The sequence below is a fragment of the Romboutsia sp. BSD2780061687b_171204_C1 genome, from assembly GCF_015560225.1.
Classification (GTDB): Bacteria; Bacillota; Clostridia; order Peptostreptococcales; family Peptostreptococcaceae; genus Romboutsia_C; species Romboutsia_C hominis.
Map to the genome: position 1 here is coordinate 634,711 of NZ_JADMRK010000001.1, position 19,397 is coordinate 654,107.

The following is a 19,397-nucleotide window of genomic DNA, read 5'->3' on the forward strand; positions in this document are numbered from 1 at the left end:
CTATTCCTTTTTTAGGTATTATATATATATTGTTTATTTATTTATTTAAATTTTTTATTAAAAGTGACAATGGACAGTATTTGATAGATAAAGAAAATGAGTATGATAGAAATATAAGTTTGCTTATTAGAGAAGCAGAGCTTAAAAATAAAAAAGATTTAATACCAATAGAAGATGCACTAAATTTAAATGACCATAATATAAAAAGAAATCTAGTTATAGAAATGCTAAAAGAAGATTCATATAAATATTTAGAATTTTTATTAAAAGCACTTAAAGATGAAGATAGTGAGACGTCACACTATGCAGCAACGGCTATAACGCAGCTTAAAAGTAAGCTTACTGTTGCTATACAAGATATGGAAGTTGAGTATTATAAAAACTCTAAGAATAAAGAGGTGAGCAAAGAGTATATAAAAGCGCTCAAAGAATGTATAGATAGTAATTTAATAGACAAAAAAGAAAGAACGAGGTTAACTTATAGCTATAAATTAGCATTAGAAAACTATATAAGAGACATAGAAGATGATGAAAATTACTTAAATGAGCTTATAAAAATATATATAGATATTAAAAACTATGATAAAGCTATAATATATTCTTATAAGTATATGAAAAAATTTGTACAAAGTTATAAACCATATATGTTTTTATTAGAAGTTTACTATACACTTAATGATAAAAAAAATTTTGAAAAAGTTATAAAGTCATTAAGAGAATCTGATATTAAATTAGACAAAGAAGGATTAGACATACTAAGATTTTGGATAGAAGGTGATAATAGTGTTTAGAAAAAGATTTATAATAACTTTTACATCTATAATTTTAGTTTTAGGTTTTTTAATATCTCTTATGAAAAATAACTATATATTTGATAAAATTCAAAATACAAAAACCACAAACTTAGACAAAAAAGTATACACATCAAAAGAATATGAAAGTGTTAGTAAGAAATACACTGAAAAGTTTTTACTACTAAGTGATGAGAGTGAAGAATCTAAAAAGGTTGAAGGAAATTTTAATGAGATTATAAAATCTATGGATAAGTCTATAGTAAATGAAAATATTAAAAATTTTAATGGTGATATAAAGGGATATAAAGCAGTTATAATAAATTCTGAAAGATTACAAGAGTTTAGTTACTTAGATGAACTTATAAATTATGCTAAATCAGGAGGAAACTTAATATTTGCACAAAGGCCATTGATTAGTGATAATATAAAAAGATATTCAAGTGAATTAGGAATAGAAAGTATTAATGAGCTAATAGAAGCAGAGAATATGTATGTTAAATCTAATATACTTATAAAAGGTAAGGGCCTTAAAAGAACTGAAGATACAGAAAATAGCTCTTTAGATGTTAAGTTAAAAAAAGGTGTTAAGGTTCATATAAGTGCTGATAATAATATACCTCTACTTTGGGAGGAAGAGTTAGGTAGTGGTAAAGTAATATTTTCAAATGGACAGTTTTTAGGTGAAAAGTCTAATCGAGGTATATTAACTGGTATACTTTATAGAACTGGAGATGAGTTTATATATCCTATTATAAACTCTAAGGTTTTAGATATAGATGATTTCCCAGCTCCAATGCCTAATGGAAATTCAGATATAATTTATAAATATTATCATGTTAATGATGAAAAATTCTTTGTTAATATATGGTGGCCAGATATTGTTAGAATGTGTGAAAATTATAATGCAGTTCCAACAGGTTTTTTAATATACAATTACGAAGATGTAACAAATAATATAGAAAAGTTTAATGGAGATGTATATTCTAAAAATTTAGTAACTTTAGGTAGAAACTTACTAAAGGTTGGCGGAGAAATAGGTATACATGGATTTAATCATCAGCCACTTACTACTAATAAATACTTAGTAGGTAAAGAACTTGGATATAAGCCATGGAAAAGCTACGATGAAATGTTAAAAGCGCAGAGAGCGTTAAATAAATTTATACATGAGATATACCCAAACTATATAATAAGGGGATATGTACCACCATCTAATATTATAACAGAAGAAGGTATAAAAGTCTTAAAAAAAGGTATACCAAGTATTAATGTTATAGCATCTTTATATGTAGTAAGTAACGATGAACTAGCTTATGAACAAGAGTTTTCAAAAGGAAAAGATGGAATATACAATTTTCCTAGATATAGTTCAGGTTATGATTTTGAAGAATTTGAAAAGTGGATGATATACAATGGCATAACTATAAATGGAGTATTTTCTCACTTTATACATCCAGATGACATATTAGATCCAGAAAGAAATCATGGTATGAGCTGGGAAGAACTTAAAAAGGACTTTGAAAAAATTATGGAGATAGTTTATAAAGACTTTAGATGGTTAGAGGCTGATACTATATCTCAAGGTGTAGAATCCTTAGACACTTATCTAAAAACTAAAAGTGTATTTTCTTATGAAAAAAATAATATAAAAGGATATTCAAAAGATACTTCAAAGAATGATTATTATATACTTAGAAGTGATAAAGAGATAATAAAAACTAAAGGATGTAGTTATAAAAAAATAGATGAAGATATTTACCTTATACATTCAACTAATACTGATTTTAGTATAACAACAGGAGGTAAATAATATGAGGATATGTTTAATCGCAGAAGGAAGCTATCCATATGTAACAGGTGGAGTTTCAAGCTGGATTCAAATGCTAGTTAGTAGTATGAAAGAAATTGAATTTGTAATATATGCAATAAGTGCTAAAAATGATGAAGGTCTTACCTATAAGTATGAAATACCAGATAATGTTGTAGAAATTAAAGATATATACTTAGATATAGACGATAATAAAAAGGTTAAAAGTAAAGTAAAATTTAATCTTACAGATATAGAAAAAGAAGTTATAGGTAAGTTTATAGTAGGTGAATACTTTGACTGGAAAGATTTATTTGACTGCATAAATAGACTTAAAAATGTAAATACAGTGGATATATTAATGAGTGAAGATTTTTTTGATGTAGTAAGCGATATAGCAAGTAAATATTATCCACATATAATATTTAACCATTTCTTTTGGACTATAAGGTCTATGATGATGACTGTATTTGAAGTTCTAAAAAGTGATATACCAAAATGTGATATATATCATAGTGTATCTACTGGATATGCAGGATTAGTGGGAGCTTTAGGGAAATACTACAACAAAGATTCTAAGTTTATATTAACAGAACATGGAATATATACAAGAGAAAGAGAAGAAGAGATAATAAAGGCAGATTGGGTTAAAGGTTACTTTAAAGATAACTGGATAAGGTATTTTTACAATTTATCAAGAGCTGCGTATACTTATAGTGATGAGGTTTATAGTTTATTTGAAAAAAATAAAAAGCTTCAAATAGAACTAGGGTGTGATAGTAATAAGATAAAAGTTGTTCCAAATGGTGTAAAGCTTGATAGATTTAAAAATATAGATACTAAAAAAGATGATGAAAGTATTATATATATAGGTGCTATAGTAAGGGTAGTACCTATAAAGGATGTAAAAACTATAATACAAGCTTTTGTAAACGCAAATGAAGAAATGAAAAATATGAAGCTATATATTATAGGTCCTATGGATGAGGATGAAGACTATACCAAAGAATGTATAGACCTAGTCCAGTCGTTAGGAAATAAAAATATAGTATTTACAGGGAGAGTAGATATATCAAAGTATATAGGTAAAATGGACATGTTACTTCTTGGAAGTATAAGTGAAGGCCAGCCACTATCAGTACTTGAAGGTATGGCAGCTAAAAAGCCTTATATAACTACAGATGTAGGAGCATGTAGGGAACTTTTATATGGAAATAATGATAATATAGGACACTGTGGAGTAGTAGTACCCGTTATGGGTTATTCTCAAATGGCAAATGAAATAGTAAATCTAGCAAAAGATGATAATTTAAGAAAAGAAATGGGCGAAAATGGATATAAAAGAGTATCAACTTTTTATACACAAGATCAATTTATACAAAATTATAGAAAAATTTATGGAGAAATATAAATATGGCAGGAATTGGATTTGAACTTAAAAAGATAATAGATAAAGACGGATACTTTTCTAAAACTAGAACCTATTTTATGTCTTCATTAATAACCATAGGTCCAATGATCATCTCAATATTGTCATTTTTAATTATGCAAGATATATTAAAAAAAGTTGGAGAAACCTACTTAAACATACAACTGTTTAGCTCTATAATAATATATGCATTTTTTATATCATATATATTATCTAATGGTATAAGTATGTTTATATCAAGATTTGTTTCAGATTGCATATATGAAAAAAAGATAGGATATATATTTGAATCTTTAATAGGAAGTATAATTATATATAGTATAAGTGCATTAATAATAACATCATTATTATTTATAAATTCGACTTTAGATATATATATAAAGTTGGCGACAGTTATGATAACCATAATAATAGGAATAATATGGATAGAAGTGGTATATCTATCAGCTGTAAAAGATTATTTAAAAATAGTTTTAGGGTTTGTAATAGGTATGTTAATTATAACTTTAGGAACCATATTTGGAATAAAGTTTATAAATATGCCTAAGTTATACATAGCACTTTTAGCTACTTTAATAGGATATATATTTATATCTATAATGTTTATAGGAATAATTTATAGAGCATTTGGATTTGATAGTTTAAAATTATCAAGGTGCATGAAATTTATGGAGAGTTTAGACAAGTATTTTGAACTATTTTTAATAGGAATATTTTTAGCATTAGGTGCATATTCTCATAATCTTATAATTTGGATGACAGATAGTGCCACAGTAGTTGACAATACTTTTAGAGTAGCCTCATTTTATGATGTTCCTAGTTTTTATGCCTTTTTAAGTGTTATACCAGCAGTTGTAATATTTACTGTAAAAGTTGAAACTTTAATATATCCAAAGTATAAAGAGTTTTATAACTTTGTAAGAGACACTGGCAGTATAAATGAAATAAAAAGAGCTAAAAAAGAATTGATAGATTGTGTAGTAATGCATATGACTCATATGATAGAGGTACAGTTTATAGGAAGCTTTGCATGTATAGTATTAGGGTTTAAGTTACTTCCATATATGGGCTTTTTAAGTGACTCTATTGAGATATTTGGAATATTAACACTAGGAGCACTAGCGTATATATGTATGAACTTTTTAATTATAATGTTACTTTATTTTGATGCAAGAAGTGAAAGTTTAAAAATAGCAACAGTATTTTTAATAACTACAATAGTATTATCAATAATTACTGTATTTATTGGGAAAGACTTTTATGGATATGGATTTTTCTTTTCAAGTATAATATCTATGGTATTTGCTTTTAATGAAATAAATAAATTCTTTAATAGGATAGAATACCATATATTCGCAGACCAACCAATGTTTAATATAAAGAAAAAGGGCATATTTAGTAGTATATATGGTCTATTCAATAAAAACAAAGTAGTATAAATAAAATAACCTATAAAGTGGGTAACATAAAGAATCCACTTTATAGGTTATTTTTATAAATATATATTATCTAAATTTTAATATATTACTTAACAGTTATTTCACCTAATTTAAAGTAATTAGGTACTATTTCATTATTATTAGCAAATTTAATACTAGGTTTATTATTAGATGGATCTAATATAGATAAAGCTATATTATAATTTCCACTAGATATATGTGAAGGTAATTTTATAGAAGTATTAAAGTTTATATTTCCAGGTAACCAAGTTGTTATATCTTCATCAATATTTAAACTATAAATAATATTATTATTTTTGTCTATTAATGAAATATTAACAGGCCATTTATAATAAAAAGGAGCAACACCTTCATTTTTTATATTAATATTAAGTTTAAGATTATCATTAGGATTTAAGTTATTATTAAATTTTACAGTATCTATAACATATCTATACCCTAAGGTTTTTAGTACTTTATCAAAATTATACTGAAATTTCCCTTTTTTATCAGCAGGACAGTTAGGGCCTATATAGGTTATATGAGTATCTTGTATTTGCTTTATAGTATTATCTATAGAAAAATCTTTTAAAAAATTCATTCCAGAGTTACCACTTGCAAATTCACCACCAGAAGGTGCATTTTTCCAAAAATCTTTCATAGAAGGTTGATCAACCTTTGTTAGCCAATCTGTATATCCATCATTTAGCCAAGATATAAATTCTTTTGTAGAATGTTTATTACCAAGCATATCATTAAATAATCCCATATTATTATCTCTAGCTACTTTGAATGGCCTTCTCATTAATAATTTTTTATTATCAAAGTATTTTACATAATGAGAAGCATAAATATTTGCTATTTCTTGTCTAGGAAATGGTATGAAAAAATCATTTGATTGATAAGTATGCCATTCTCCCCAATGACCTATACTACCTAGAGCTACAAATGCTATTTCAGAAGATTTATTGTATCTATTTGATAAAGCTTTTATGGCTTCTTCGTGATACTTGATTAATTTTTTATTTTCATAGTTTGGGCTAAACCCACTACCATAAGATATATTATACCAAGTACCGTCCTTATCAATTTCTTTATACAACCAGTTAGGGATATACATTTTGTTTTCACTGTTAGGTAAGTCCATAACTAGTCTTATTATTATTTTTACATCTTTGCTTTTCCAATAATCAAAGTTATATTTTTTTTCTATATAATCAAAATTATATACTCCTTTTTTAGGTTCTAGTTCGCTAAAATATATATTTGCATAAACTAGTTTGTGTGGTTGAGTGTAATCTGTATATTGTGCATCAGGTGCCCATCCCATAAAAGGATTATTTAAAACTGCATCTGATTTAGGTGGAGTATATGTATTTTTAGTATTAGTTTTACAAGATACAGCAGTAGTTGATATAAGTATAAGTGACAATGATGTTAAAAGTGCTTTTATGCGTAGATTCATAATTTCCTCCAAATATTAGGTTCTATAGTTTATTATACCTAATATTTAATAAATTTAGGAATATAAAAATAAGAGTTAAATAGCTATAAATATAAAATATGTTGAAGTTTGTTAAAAAAAATACTATCATTAAATTAGCAGGATTTATAATATAAAGTCATAAGGGTTTTAATCTATAGTAGATTTGTCTTTATGGCTTTTTGTATTAAAATTAATTTTTTATTTATCAGAGGTGGAGTATGGAGAATTTAGAGTATTGGAAAAAGGAATGGATTAAAGTAGGTAAAGAATATATTTTAAACAAAAACACAGAAGATAAAAATATAAAGGTTTGGGATGAATCTTCAAAAAATTATGATGAAACAGTTTGTAATACTAGAGTTAAGGATGTTATTAAAAATTTAAAATTAAAGGGATATATTAATGAAAATAGTGAGGTATTAGATATTGGTTGTGGTACAGGCTCATATTCTATAGAATTAAGTAAAATATGCAAAAAAGTATATGCACTTGATTATTCAGATTGTATGCTTAATATTTTAAAAGAAAAGATAAAAAGCAATAATATAAATAATATAGAAATTATTAAAGCTAATTGGAATGATATAGACTTAAACAAAGAGAATATGTATAAAAAATTTGACTTAGTAATAAGTAGCTTAAACCCAGGATGTTATAACCCAAATAGTTTACTAAAAATAAATGAAGCTTCAAATAAAAGTTGTTGTTACATAGCAACAGATGGAAAGTCAAAAGATGATGTTTTAGAAAAGGCAGATGAATTCATATTAGGAAAAAGGCTAGAATTTTGTGGAGTAAGTAATATTATATATCCATTTAATATATTATATTTTAGTGGTTATAGACCTAGTATTTTTTATACAGGTACTACTTGGAAATATAAAACAAGTTATGAAGGTTCAGTAAATAAATTAAAAAATAGATATAAAGAGTACTTAGATAAGCATGAAATCATAGATAAAATAAAAGAATTTGTTAATAGGGAAATTAAAGATGGCATATTTTATCATGAAAGCAAAGTAACTTTAGGGGTTATTACTTGGGAAGTTATGTAAAAATATAAAAGAAAAATTAAATATCTAAATAATAATTACAAAATTTAGTATAATAGCAAATTTTAATTAGAAATTATAATTTTAGAAAAAAAAATATAAAAAAACTAATATTATGTTTATGTTGGTATTTTATGGGTATCTATAAACTATCAACAAGAAAGTTGAACTTACATAAAATATTAGTCAGGAGATGTTAAAAATGACATTTAAATCAGAAGTAAAACATATTGAAGAAGAATTAAAAAAAGATGCTGAATGTTTAAAGTATGAACATGAAAGCAGAAAAGAGTTTAAAGAAGAAAAGCACGAAGCACATAAATTTGCAAAAGAATTAAAGCATCAAATGAAAGAAGAAGATAAAGAAGCAAAAAAAGAAGCAAAAGAAATAATAAGAGAAGTTAAAAAAGAAGAAAAAGAACTAGTAAAAGAAGTAAATAAAGAATTAAAAGATGAGCTATTATAATTAAATGGATAATATATAATGAGCAACTTCATATTAATTGAAGTTGCTCATTTTTTAGTATTAAGAATTATTTACGATAGAAAAATTTTGGACTTTTATTTATATAGTAAATTTATGTTATTTTACTTTTATTAAGTAGATGCATTTTATTAAATATAGATAATTAATAAAAAAATTATAATTTCGTAAAAAAGATAATAAATATAAAGCTTTAAAGGAAATTTATAGAAATATAAAGAATATATATAAAAAGTTTTAGTTATTAATATTAGATAATATGTAAATAATTAAATCATATAAATTTAAGAGGTGATAATATGAGCCATATAAGTGCTAAAAATGCTTATAAAAGCTTAGAGGAAAGATTAAATAAATTTCCGCAAGGGGTACCACCATCTAAAACACTTTATGACATATTAAAGGTACTATTTACAGAAAGGGAAGCAACTTTAGTAGCTCAACTTCCAATAAGGCCCTTTAGGGTAAAAACAGCAGCTAAAATATGGAGTGTAAGTGATAGTGAAGCTTTAAAAATATTAGACTCACTTGCTGCAAAGGCAATACTTTTAGATCTAGAAGATGATAAAGGTAAAAAATATATTCTGCCACCTCCTATGGCAGGTTTTTTTGAGTTTGCACTAATGAGAACAAGAAATGATATAGACCAAAAACTTTTAGGCGAACTTTACTATCAATATATGAATGTAGAAGAAGATTTTATAAAAGATTTGTTTTATTCGGCAGAAACTAAATTAGGAAGGGTTTATGTACAAGAAGAAGTTTTAACTAATGATGATGAAATAACTATACTTGATTATGAAAGAGCGACACATATAATAGAAACTGCAAGCCATATAGGGGTTAGTATGTGTTATTGTAGACATAAAATGGAACATGTAGGTAAGGCTTGTGATGCTCCTATGGATATATGTATGACCTTTAATAATACTGCAAACTCTTTAATTAAAAATAACTTTGCAAGAAGAATAGATGTATCAGAGTGTAAGGAATTACTTCACCAAGCTTATGAAAGTAACTTAGTACAATGTGGAGAAAATGTACAAAAAGGAGTAAATTTTATATGCAATTGTTGTGGATGTTGCTGTGAAGCATTAGTTGCTGCAAGAGAATATGGAAGCTTACAACCAGTAGCTACTAGTAGTTTTATACCGTATATAGATTATGATGAATGTATAAACTGTAAAAAATGTCTAAATACTTGCCCTATATATTCAATAGTAGAAGTAAAAGATAAAGACAAAACTACTATAAAAATAGATGAAGATATATGCTTAGGATGTGGAGTGTGTGCAAGAAGTTGCCCTAAAAAATGTATACATCTAAAAAAGCGAAAAGAAAAAATAATAACTCCAGCATCATCAGCTCATAGAGTAGTACTTATGGCTATTGAAAAAGGACAATTACAAAATTTAATATTTGATAAAGGAGCGCTTCATAGTCACAGAGCTATGGCTTCAATACTTTCTAGTATACTTAAGCTCTCTCCTATACATAAAGCTATGGCAAGTGATCAGATGAAATCTATATATTTAGATAGGTTACTTAGAGTAAAAAAATAAAAATTATAATTAGTAACCTTAAGGTTATTACTTAAAATAAAAGAAAAAATAGATATAATTATATTATATAAATAAAAGGGTAAGGGGATAAGGTAAATGCAAAAATCAAAAGTATATTTTACTAACTTGAGAACAGACCAAAATACAAGTTTACTTATGAAATTAGAAAATCTTATAAAAAAAGCAGGGATAGAAAACATTGACTTTAATGGAAAATTTAGTGCTATAAAAATTCATTTTGGAGAACCTGGAAATCTTGCATATCTAAGACCAAACTATTCTAAGGTAGTTGTAGATTTAATAAAGAAAAATGGAGGAAAGCCATTTTTAACAGACTGTAATACTTTATATGTAGGAAGAAGAAAAAATGCACTAGAACATTTAGATGCAGCATATGAAAATGGATACAATCCATTTACAACAGGATGTCATATAATAATAGGTGATGGACTTAAAGGAACAGATGAAGTCAACGTTAAAATAGACAAAGAATATATAAAAGAGGCGAAAATCGGTCAAGCAATAATGGATGCTGATATATTTATATCTATGAACCATTTTAAAGGTCATGAATCAACAGGATTTGGTGGTGCACTTAAAAATATAGGTATGGGGTGTGGCTCTCGAGCAGGTAAAATGGAAATGCACTGTAGCGGTAAGCCTAAAATTAAAGAAATAAAATGTGTATCTTGTGGCGCCTGTAAAAAAGTATGTGCACATGATGCTATTAGTTTTAATGAAAGCAAAAAAGCAGCTATAAATCATGATAAATGTGTAGGATGTGGTAGATGTATAGGGAATTGTAATTTTGATGCAGTAGGTACTACAACATTTGAAGCTAATGACATATTAAATAAAAAGATAGCAGAGTATACTTATGCAGTACTTAAAGATAGACCACATTTTCATATAAGTTTTGTAATAGATGTAAGCCCTAATTGTGATTGTCATTTTGAAAATGATTTAGCTATAATACCTGATGTAGGTATATTTGCATCATTTGATCCAGTAGCACTTGATATGGCTTGTGTAGATATGGCAAATAAGCAAAGTGTAATAAATGGAAGCTACTTAGATGAGAAAAAGCATCATACACATGATCATTTTATAAATACACACCCTGAAACTAACTGGGAAGTATGTATTGATCATAGTGTTAAGCTTGGAATAGGAAATAAAGAGTATGAATTAATAGAAGTATAAAACAATAAACTAGCTTAAAGTCTATACTAGATCTGAGCTAGTTTTTTTGTTTTATTAATTCTTATATATACAAATATATAAAACAAAGGATAAAATTAAATATTTTAAGATAATTATATAAAAAACTATTTACTCTAACATAATGTTATAGAATAGAATTTCATTAGGAGGTGTAAAAATGTATAAAATAAGTGAGGTATCAAAATTAACAGGCATAAGTGTAAGAATGTTACACCACTATGATAATATAGGAATATTAAGGCCAAGTAGAGAAGTTGAATCTAATTATAGATATTACAGTGAAGATGATATATTAAGACTTTATCAAATACTAGTATTTAAAGAATTAGACTTTAAATTAAGCGAAATAAAAAATATATTAGATGATAAAAATTTTGATATAGAAAATGCCTTAAGGGTACAAAGAAAACTTATAATGAAAAAGAAAGAAAGGCTAGAAAATATAATAGATTCTATTGATGAAACAATAAAAAATTTAGGAGAGAATAATATGAGTAAAAAGAATTTTAACGCTTTTAGTTATGATGATATTAAAAAGCATGAAGAAAAGTACAAAGAAGAGACAGAAAGAAGATATAAAGATAGTGATGCTTATAAAGAAAGTAGGGAAAAAACATCTAAATATTCAAAAGAAGACTGGGAAAAAATAAGTGAAGAAGCTAATAATATATATATTGAGCTAGCAAATTTAATGGATAAAAATCCAGATGATGAAGAAGTTCAAGTATTAGTACAAAAATGGAGAGATCATATAAGCAATAATTACTATAACTGTACGGTAGAAATATTTAGAGGATTAGCTCTTATGTATGTAGCAGATGAAAGATTTACTAAAAATATAGATAAGTATAAAGAAGGGCTTGCTAAATTTTTAAGTGATGCTATGAATGTTTATTGTGATAATAAAAAGTAATGATAATTTTAAAATACTAAAAATATTAATAGATAAAATGTTTGTTGACAAATAATGTATAAATATATACTATTTATATTGAAAAAAGAATTATTAAATTTAGAAATTAAGCCATGAAGGTTTACACGAATAATATAAGTGTATCTTCATGGTTTTTGTTTTTGGGGGAGAAAACTTATGAAAACTTGGGAAGAAGTAATTAAATTTCATGGACACGAATGTCCAGGGTTAGCTATAGGGTATTTAGCTGCAAAAGGAGCCAAAGAATACTTAGAATTAGAATTTTCTGGGGACGAAGAGATTGTTTGTATAGCTGAAAATGATGCATGTGGATTAGATGCAATACAATTAATGCTTGGGTGCACTGTAGGTAAGGGAAATTTACTTATAAGACTTAGAGGAAAAAGTGTTTATCATTTTTATAATAGAAAAAATAATAAATCTGTTAGAATGTCATTAAAAAACAAAAGTAAGAACTTATCAAGAGAGGAATATAAAAATTTTTTGATAAAGGCTGATCCAAAAGATTTATTTGAATTTAAACCAACTAATATAAAACTTCCAGAAAAGGCTAGATTATTTTTATCCGATACTTGTGAAATATGTAAAGAGAAATCATCGGAACAATTTATAAGACTTCAAGAGGGAAAGAAGGTTTGCTTAGATTGTTACAGTGATTATAAAAGATTTTTTTAGATATTACTAAGATGGAAATAATTTATCAAATGGAGGAGATATTCTATGAATCAAGTACAGTTTTTTGATAGTATAGCAAAAGATTGGGACAACATAATAGAAGTAAATGAATTAAAAATAAATACTCTTTTATCTAAGATAAATATTAAAGATAATCAAAGTATATTAGATGTAGGAACAGGAACTGGCGTATTAATACCTTTTTTAAAAAAATTAAATAAAACTGGATTTATAAAAGGTGTTGATATATCTACTCAAATGCTAGGTATAGCAAAAGAAAAGTTTAAGGATACTAAAAATTTATCCTTTGAGGTACTAGATGTTGAAAACGATAAGGTATATGAAAAGTTTGATAAAATAATTTTATATTCAATGTTTCCACATTTACAAAATAAAACTTTAACTATTAAATCATTAGTAGAAAATAATTTAAAAGAAAATGGGCAACTTATGATAGCTCATTCTAATAGTAGAGAGTTTTTAAATAATATGCATAAAGAAAAAGATGAAACTGTTAAAAATGATAGGCTTATATGTGTTAAAAAACAAAAGTCATTATTTGAAGATGTAGGGTTAAATGTAAGTGAAGCTTTTGAAAATGATGAAATTTATTATTTAATAATAGATAAAAATTAATAATTTAGATTTTAGGGGGATATTTTTATGAAAACAAAAAAAATAATTTTATCGGGGATATTTATTGCATTTGGAATTATATTACCTATGTTTTTCCATACATTTAATATGGCAGGATCAATATTTTTACCAATGCATATACCAGTTTTAATAGGTGGATTTTTATTAGGACCACTTTATGGAGGATTAGTAGGATTATTGACACCTATATTAAGTGGGTTTATGACAGGTATGCCACCATTAGTTCCAGTTATGCCTATAATGGCTTTTGAATTATGTGCATATGGAGTTATAAGTGGATTTTTATTTGAAAAAACTAATAAAATATATATAAGTCTTATAGGTGCTATGATAGGTGGTAGATTATTTGCTGTTTTGGGGGCATTCATTGTTTCTTTAACTATAGCACCAAAAGTTAGCCCATTTATGTTTGTATTTGGAAATTTAGCTAAAGCTATTCCTGGAATGCTTATACAACTAATATTTATTCCAATTTTAATTAAGTTTACAACTAAAAATCCAGAGATAAAGAGAAGTTTAGCTTCTTAAAATTATATAAGATAAAAAAATAGATTTTCAAAATATTAAAAATAAAAGAGTAGGTAAAAATTTACCTACTCTTTTATTTTATAAAATATAAAAATTTATATATATCTATTAATTTTGAATACTCTCACTACCAATATTTTTAATTTTACTTTCAGGCATTTCACTAGAAAAATTCCAAGGATCTCTTACGATTAATTTGTTTGCAAATGGTATGAAAGTTGAAAGTAGTGTTGAAACCAATAACAATTGACAGAACCAAACTAAAGGCATAACTTGCATAGGAGATACTTTTCCATTTGTGAAACTAGTTAAAATCAACATTTGAGCACCATAAGGTAAAAATCCTTGTAAAATAGAAGAAACAGTACTTAAAATAGCAGCGCTTCGTCTAGGGTCAACTTTGTATCTATAACAAAGTTTTTTAGCTACAGGTCCATTTATTATAATGGCAACTGTATTATTTGCAACAGCTATATCTGTTAATGCAACTAAAACACCTATACCAATTTCTGCTGATTTTTTATCTTTAATAAACTTTTGAACAACTACAAGAAGTGCTTCTATACCACCAGCATGAGTTACCATTTCGGCAAGACCACCTGTTAAAAGAGATAACAAGAAGATATCTGTCATATTTGTAAAACCTGTGTAAATACTTTTTACAAAAGTTAATATTGTCAAATCACCATAATACATTCCTATTGCTCCAGCTAAAAATATTCCACCAGTTAAAACTAAAAATACATTCATTCCAGCAACTGCTAATACCAATACAAATAAATAAGGTAAAACTTTAACTAAGTTAAAATCATAAGCTTGAATTGTAGTAGGAACTTCTGGCTTACCAAATACAAATAGTAAAATAATTGTAATAATGGCAGGAACCAAACTTAAATAAAAGTTTATTCTAAACTTATCTTTCATATCACATCCTTGAGTTCTTGTAGAAGCTATTGTAGTATCTGAAATTATAGAAAGGTTATCTCCAAGCATGGCTCCACCTAAAACACAAGCCATTACAAGGGGAAGAGAAGCACCAGTTTTTTCAGCTACTGCAACTGCAATTGGACCAATTGCTGCAATACATCCTACTGAAGTACCTGTAGCAGTAGATATGAAACCAGAAATTAAAAATATACCAATTACGATAAATTGTGAAGGTATGTATGTTAAACCTAAGTTTACTGTTGAATCAACGCCTCCCATTTGTTGGCAGACACTAGCAAAGGCTCCAGCTAATAAATATATTACACACATTATTATAATGTTTGAGTTACCACAACCTTTAACGAAAATATCAAATTTTTCATCAATAGAACCTTTAATTAAGAAAAAAGCTGCTAAGACACCACAACTGACAGCTACTGGGGCTGGGAATTGATAAAAGGCCATTTCTACGCCTTGAGCTTGAAGAATTATACCACTTCCTAAATAAACTGCTATAAAAACTAAAAATGGAATTAAAGCTTTAAAACTCGGTTTGACTTTTTCTTCTTTTCTCATAAGAATTCTCCTTTTGAATTAAAATTGTGACAATTAAGACTTTAAAAAAATTGAACCTAGCTTAATTAAACTAGGTTCAATTTTAAAGCTTAAAGTAAATCTAAGGCTTGTTTTAAATCATCTATTATATCTTCAGGGTCTTCAAGACCTACAGAAATTCTTATTAATCCATCTGAGATTCCAGCTTCAGCTCTTTCCTCAGCTGTATAAGGAGAGTGAGTCATTGAAGCAGGATGTTGTATTAATGTCTCGCAATCACCTAAGCTAACTGCAAGAGTACATAATTCTAAAGAGTTAAGTAATTTTTTACCTGCCTCTAAGCCACCTTTAACTTCAAATGCTATCATACCACCTGGTAAATGCATTTGTTTTTTAGCTAATTCACGTTGAGGGAAGCTTTCAAGTCCAGGATAGTTAACTTTTACTACATTTTTATGTCCTTCTAGGAATTTAGCAACTTCTAGTGCATTTTTACTATGTCTATCCATTCTGATTTGTAAAGTTTTCATACCTCTTAATATTAAGTAAGCATCAAATGCGCTAAGTACAGCACCTGTCATATCTTTAACACCAAATAATCTTACTTGGTTTATAAAGTCTTGTTTACCAACAACAAAACCTGCTATAACGTCTCCATGTCCGTTTAAGTACTTAGTTGCAGAGTGAAGTACAACATCAGCTCCCCATTCTAGAGGTCTTTGTATGTAAGGTGTACAGAAAGTATTATCTACCATAACTATACAATCTTTCTTTTCATGAGCTATTTTAGCAACAGCTTCTATATCTATTAATTTTAAGTCTGGATTTGCTGGAGTTTCTAAATAAACAACTCTAGTATTTTCTTTCATAGCAGCTTTAATTTCTTCTAAATTAGTAGCATCTACAAAAGTTACTTCAACTCCATATCTTGTTAAGCCATGATTTAATAATGCAAATGTACATCCATATAATGTCTTAGACGCAACTACATGGTCTCCTGCTTTTAAGGCTGTCCATAATGCTGAAGATATAGCTCCTATTCCTGATGCAGTAGACATACAAGCCTCTGCGCCTTCTAGTAAAGCTACTTTTTCTTCTAATTGAGCATTAGTTGGATTTCCTAATCTTGAGTATATGTATCCACCTTCTTGAAGTGCAAATCTTCTTCCACCTTGTTCAGCACTATCAAATACAAATGTTGATGTTTGGCATATTGGTGTAGTTAATGCTCCAGATACAGGATCTTTATGATGTCCTCCATGTATCGCTTTTGTAGCAAATCTTTTGTTTTTTAAGTTTTCCATAGTAATTCTCCTCCTAGATTTTCATTAATATAGTAGTGTCTTACTTCATGAAAACGATTGCTGCTGTTTTCTTTTTTAATATAACACTATTGTAATTTATTGGCAAATTAAAAAATAGGTATGAAACTTAAAATAATAAAAATTTTTTAAACTTAATTTAGACAAATTTTGACTTTAGATTATTTAGGCTTAAAAAAAATTTTATATATATAAATTTTACTTTATTTATTTAAAAATTAATATAAATTTTACTTTATTTATTTAAAAATTATTCAAAAATTTAAAAATTATTTAAAAATTTAAAAATAGATATTAAAAATATAACTATGATAAGCACATAAATAGTAAGCTGGAGATATATTAAATTAAAAAAATTATAATAATATCATTTAGAAGATTAGAAAATATTGATAATTTAATTTATAATAATAATTGGACACAGTGCATAATATTGAGAAATAGGTTTAATTATGAAACATTTAAAACATCTACTCAAATAATAAAAGATGAATTAAATAAGATACACAAATTTATAGATATTCTCCACATATTTATATTTATGGCACTATCAGGTAGAGACTCATAAAAAAAGCTTATGCGGCATGTGTTTCATATTCAATTGAACTCATGCCGCTATTTATTTGTTATTACTAAAAGTAGTTAGTCTTAAAAATATATGAGGGATATTAAAACATGTTTTCTATACCTTTAAGACTAAAGCAATAATAATTAATAAAAACAAACCTATGTTCTATGAAAAGGCAAAAAAATAATTAATTACAGTATTATTGTTCTTTTATTACCAAAACTTATTTAATCTTTTTCTAAAATTATTAAGTTTAAGTTCAACAAATCTTTCAGGAACTTTTTCACAACTTGCTATAAATCCATTGTTTCTACCCATATATTTATAATATATATCATCACTTAGTAAAAGCTCAGAAGCTAAGGTATCAGCTTCTATTTCTAGAGTACCAAGTCTAAAATATGTATAAGTAGCTAAAAATAAAGCATTAGTAGTAGGATGAAGTATAGCATGTCCTAGCTCATGAGCATAAACCTCACGACGACATTCATCATTTAAATCAGGATGAATAAGAATGACTTTATCCCCATTAATCATGCCATAACATCCTTTTAATTTATTTATATCTGTATCATTAGGTAAAAAACCTAATTTAATCCCCATTGCATCTATAAGTTCTTTTGGATCAGAAGTATCATAACAGTATGTAATTCTTCTAATTGCCTCTCTTATATGATTTATATTCACTAAAAGTCCTCCACCTTTATAATCAATATATAAGTTTACTTATCTTAAGCTATATGTTGGTTATATAATTTTTTTAATAATGACTTTATTTAAGTAGGTATGTAAATATATACATACCTACTTAAAATTAATCATTATCTTTTTCTAGAGCCATTAACATACCAACCTTCATAGCTTTTAGTATGTGATCTATATCTTCTTTAGTAGCAGGCTTACCATAAAGCATTAAACCGTCTTGTTTTAACATTTCCTTAGTATTTTCATATATACTTTCAACGTTTTTGTTCATATCGTCTTTTAAAGTCTTATAATTTCTAATATCTGTTATACCAAGTAAATAGTCAGTAGATACTTCTAAAATCTCTGCTAACTTTGAAAGTGTAGCAGCTTTAGGTTCTCTAAGTCCATTTTCATATCTTGATAGAGTTGCTTCATTTATTTCAGCTTTTTCGCACAATTCTTTCTGATTCATACCTAAATAACGTCTTGCCTTTGTTATTCTTTCTCCGATGCTTTCCATTAATATCACCTCTAAAAATATTATAGTATATATTTACCAGTAAGGAAAGAAAAATTAACAAATGGTAAGATACAAATATATATTACCATAAAGTAATATATATTTACTAAATGGTAAATTAAAGTGTGAATTTATACAAATGGTCAAGTTTTTTCTTGACTATGGATATTACTTCCAGTTAATATTAAATTACAGAAAGGCAGCAAAATTATGGAGGGGATAAAATTGAAATTAAGATTACTTAAATCAAAGAGGGTACTTAAGGGGTTATACCAATATGAGCTAGCAGAGAAGATGGGAATTTCTCATAAGACATACAACTTTAAGGAAAATGGCAAAATAGTGTTTACTGTTGGAGAGATATTAAAAGTAATTGAATGTTTGGATTTAACACTTGATGAAGCTAATGATATTTTTTTCTCTAATAAATTACCAAAGAGCTAAAAAAATTAAGAATATGCTGATACAGAAAATAAGGGGGATACAAATGAATGATTTAAAGATATTTTCAAATGAAGAATTTGGAGAAATAAATGTAGTAGTAATAAATAAAAAAGAATATTTTGAGGCTATACCAATAGCAAGGGCATTAGGATACTCAAATCCAAGAGATGCAATAATTAGATTATGCAAAAAAGAGGGGGTCGAGTTTTTAGACGTAGGGGTAGTTAAAGGTAGTATTGATAATGATATGTTTTTAGTAGATAATTCACTATATACTATAGAAAGTTTAAATTAAGGGGGATT

Annotated in this window: 19 protein-coding genes; 14 read left to right on the plus strand and 5 right to left on the minus strand. The window is 26.6% G+C overall.

From position 1 onward, the window contains the following. Positions 1-80: 80 nt before the first annotated feature. Genes I2H23_RS03235 through pelG form a run of 4 tightly spaced genes read left to right on the plus strand, consistent with a single transcriptional unit; the run spans position 81 to position 5,469 of the window. Entirely contained in the window at positions 81-791 is a 711-nt protein-coding gene (locus I2H23_RS03235; RefSeq protein ID WP_141664389.1) for a hypothetical protein, read from the plus strand. After that, positions 784-2,604, plus strand: a complete 1,821-nt coding sequence (locus I2H23_RS03240; RefSeq protein WP_195581047.1) for a DUF2194 domain-containing protein — start codon at positions 784-786, stop codon at positions 2,602-2,604. Before I2H23_RS03235 ends, I2H23_RS03240 begins: the two co-directional genes overlap by 8 nt. 1 nt (position 2,605) lies before the next feature. Continuing rightward, positions 2,606-4,012 carry a GT4 family glycosyltransferase PelF gene (gene pelF / locus I2H23_RS03245; RefSeq protein ID WP_195581048.1) on the plus strand — a complete coding sequence of 469 codons (1,407 nt, stop codon included), beginning with the start codon at positions 2,606-2,608 and terminating at the stop codon, positions 4,010-4,012. Between the two features lie 2 nt (positions 4,013-4,014). Continuing rightward, positions 4,015-5,469, plus strand: a complete 1,455-nt coding sequence (gene pelG / locus I2H23_RS03250) for an exopolysaccharide Pel transporter PelG (protein ID WP_195581049.1) — start codon at positions 4,015-4,017, stop codon at positions 5,467-5,469. 85 nt (positions 5,470-5,554) lie between these two features. Here the strand turns inward: pelG and I2H23_RS03255 are convergent, their stop codons facing one another. Further along, on the minus strand, positions 5,555-6,934 hold the full coding sequence (locus I2H23_RS03255; protein WP_195581050.1) for a DUF4832 domain-containing protein: 1,380 nt from the start codon (positions 6,932-6,934) through the stop codon (positions 5,555-5,557). 239 nt (positions 6,935-7,173) lie between these two features. On the opposite strand from I2H23_RS03255, the gene I2H23_RS03260 reads away from it, so the two are divergent. From I2H23_RS03260 to I2H23_RS03295, 8 genes are all read left to right on the plus strand, one after another. Then, on the plus strand, positions 7,174-8,010 hold the full coding sequence (locus I2H23_RS03260) for a class I SAM-dependent methyltransferase (RefSeq protein ID WP_195581051.1): 837 nt from the start codon (positions 7,174-7,176) through the stop codon (positions 8,008-8,010). 199 nt (positions 8,011-8,209) lie between these two features. Beyond that, complete coding sequence (locus tag I2H23_RS03265; protein ID WP_092926167.1) at positions 8,210-8,473, plus strand: hypothetical protein; 264 nt, start codon at positions 8,210-8,212, stop codon at positions 8,471-8,473. 317 nt (positions 8,474-8,790) lie between these two features. Then, positions 8,791-10,053, plus strand: coding sequence for a 4Fe-4S dicluster domain-containing protein (locus I2H23_RS03270; protein WP_166505287.1), 1,263 nt, complete (start codon positions 8,791-8,793; stop codon positions 10,051-10,053). Positions 10,054-10,149: 96 nt separating this feature from the next. After that, on the plus strand, positions 10,150-11,256 hold the full coding sequence (locus tag I2H23_RS03275; protein ID WP_195581052.1) for a DUF362 domain-containing protein: 1,107 nt from the start codon (positions 10,150-10,152) through the stop codon (positions 11,254-11,256). 178 nt (positions 11,257-11,434) lie between these two features. Continuing rightward, entirely contained in the window at positions 11,435-12,190 is a 756-nt protein-coding gene (locus tag I2H23_RS03280) for a MerR family transcriptional regulator (RefSeq protein WP_195581053.1), read from the plus strand. 177 nt (positions 12,191-12,367) lie between these two features. Further along, complete coding sequence (locus I2H23_RS03285; protein WP_195581054.1) at positions 12,368-12,886, plus strand: FmdE family protein; 519 nt, start codon at positions 12,368-12,370, stop codon at positions 12,884-12,886. A 45-nt stretch (positions 12,887-12,931) separates the two neighbouring features. Next, positions 12,932-13,522, plus strand: a complete 591-nt coding sequence (locus I2H23_RS03290) for a class I SAM-dependent methyltransferase (protein ID WP_195581055.1) — start codon at positions 12,932-12,934, stop codon at positions 13,520-13,522. A gap of 27 nt (positions 13,523-13,549) precedes the next feature. After that, complete coding sequence (locus I2H23_RS03295) at positions 13,550-14,071, plus strand: ECF transporter S component (RefSeq protein ID WP_195581056.1); 522 nt, start codon at positions 13,550-13,552, stop codon at positions 14,069-14,071. 108 nt (positions 14,072-14,179) lie between these two features. Here I2H23_RS03295 and I2H23_RS03300 read toward each other — a convergent pair whose 3' ends face one another. From I2H23_RS03300 to I2H23_RS03315, 4 genes are all read right to left on the minus strand, one after another. Further along, entirely contained in the window at positions 14,180-15,574 is a 1,395-nt protein-coding gene (locus I2H23_RS03300; RefSeq protein WP_195581057.1) for a Na+/H+ antiporter NhaC family protein, read from the minus strand. Between the two features lie 89 nt (positions 15,575-15,663). Further along, the gene (gene megL, locus I2H23_RS03305; protein ID WP_195581058.1) at positions 15,664-16,857 is read right to left on the minus strand and encodes a methionine gamma-lyase; all 1,194 of its coding nucleotides are present in this window, start codon (positions 16,855-16,857) and stop codon (positions 15,664-15,666) included. A gap of 799 nt (positions 16,858-17,656) precedes the next feature. Then, entirely contained in the window at positions 17,657-18,130 is a 474-nt protein-coding gene (locus I2H23_RS03310) for an ImmA/IrrE family metallo-endopeptidase (protein WP_195581059.1), read from the minus strand. A 127-nt stretch (positions 18,131-18,257) separates the two neighbouring features. Next, positions 18,258-18,650: a helix-turn-helix domain-containing protein gene (locus tag I2H23_RS03315; RefSeq protein WP_092926145.1), complete on the minus strand. Its 393-nt coding sequence runs from the start codon at positions 18,648-18,650 to the stop codon at positions 18,258-18,260. 225 nt (positions 18,651-18,875) lie between these two features. Between I2H23_RS03315 and I2H23_RS03320 the strand changes: the two genes are divergently transcribed. Both I2H23_RS03320 and I2H23_RS03325 read left to right on the plus strand, forming a co-directional pair. Continuing rightward, on the plus strand, positions 18,876-19,094 hold the full coding sequence (locus I2H23_RS03320) for a helix-turn-helix transcriptional regulator (RefSeq protein WP_240275892.1): 219 nt from the start codon (positions 18,876-18,878) through the stop codon (positions 19,092-19,094). 43 nt (positions 19,095-19,137) lie between these two features. After that, on the plus strand, positions 19,138-19,389 hold the full coding sequence (locus tag I2H23_RS03325) for a BRO family protein (protein ID WP_195581060.1): 252 nt from the start codon (positions 19,138-19,140) through the stop codon (positions 19,387-19,389). Positions 19,390-19,397 lie beyond the last annotated feature (8 nt).

What these genes read in the sequence shown, in the direction of transcription:
- pelF (WP_195581048.1), top strand. Translation starts at nt 2,606, where the DNA reads ATGAGGATATGTTTAATCGCAGAAGGAAGCTATCCATATGTAACAGGT.
- pelG (WP_195581049.1), top strand. Translation starts at nt 4,015, where the DNA reads ATGGCAGGAATTGGATTTGAACTTAAAAAGATAATAGATAAAGACGGA.
- I2H23_RS03255 (WP_195581050.1), bottom strand. Translation starts at nt 6,934, where the DNA reads ATGAATCTACGCATAAAAGCACTTTTAACATCATTGTCACTTATACTT.
- I2H23_RS03260 (WP_195581051.1), top strand. Translation starts at nt 7,174, where the DNA reads ATGGAGAATTTAGAGTATTGGAAAAAGGAATGGATTAAAGTAGGTAAA.
- I2H23_RS03265 (WP_092926167.1), top strand. Translation starts at nt 8,210, where the DNA reads ATGACATTTAAATCAGAAGTAAAACATATTGAAGAAGAATTAAAAAAA.
- I2H23_RS03270 (WP_166505287.1), top strand. Translation starts at nt 8,791, where the DNA reads ATGAGCCATATAAGTGCTAAAAATGCTTATAAAAGCTTAGAGGAAAGA.
- I2H23_RS03275 (WP_195581052.1), top strand. Translation starts at nt 10,150, where the DNA reads ATGCAAAAATCAAAAGTATATTTTACTAACTTGAGAACAGACCAAAAT.
- I2H23_RS03280 (WP_195581053.1), top strand. Translation starts at nt 11,435, where the DNA reads ATGTATAAAATAAGTGAGGTATCAAAATTAACAGGCATAAGTGTAAGA.
- I2H23_RS03285 (WP_195581054.1), top strand. Translation starts at nt 12,368, where the DNA reads ATGAAAACTTGGGAAGAAGTAATTAAATTTCATGGACACGAATGTCCA.
- I2H23_RS03290 (WP_195581055.1), top strand. Translation starts at nt 12,932, where the DNA reads ATGAATCAAGTACAGTTTTTTGATAGTATAGCAAAAGATTGGGACAAC.
- I2H23_RS03295 (WP_195581056.1), top strand. Translation starts at nt 13,550, where the DNA reads ATGAAAACAAAAAAAATAATTTTATCGGGGATATTTATTGCATTTGGA.
- I2H23_RS03300 (WP_195581057.1), bottom strand. Translation starts at nt 15,574, where the DNA reads ATGAGAAAAGAAGAAAAAGTCAAACCGAGTTTTAAAGCTTTAATTCCA.
- megL (WP_195581058.1), bottom strand. Translation starts at nt 16,857, where the DNA reads ATGGAAAACTTAAAAAACAAAAGATTTGCTACAAAAGCGATACATGGA.
- I2H23_RS03315 (WP_092926145.1), bottom strand. Translation starts at nt 18,650, where the DNA reads ATGGAAAGCATCGGAGAAAGAATAACAAAGGCAAGACGTTATTTAGGT.
- I2H23_RS03325 (WP_195581060.1), top strand. Translation starts at nt 19,138, where the DNA reads ATGAATGATTTAAAGATATTTTCAAATGAAGAATTTGGAGAAATAAAT.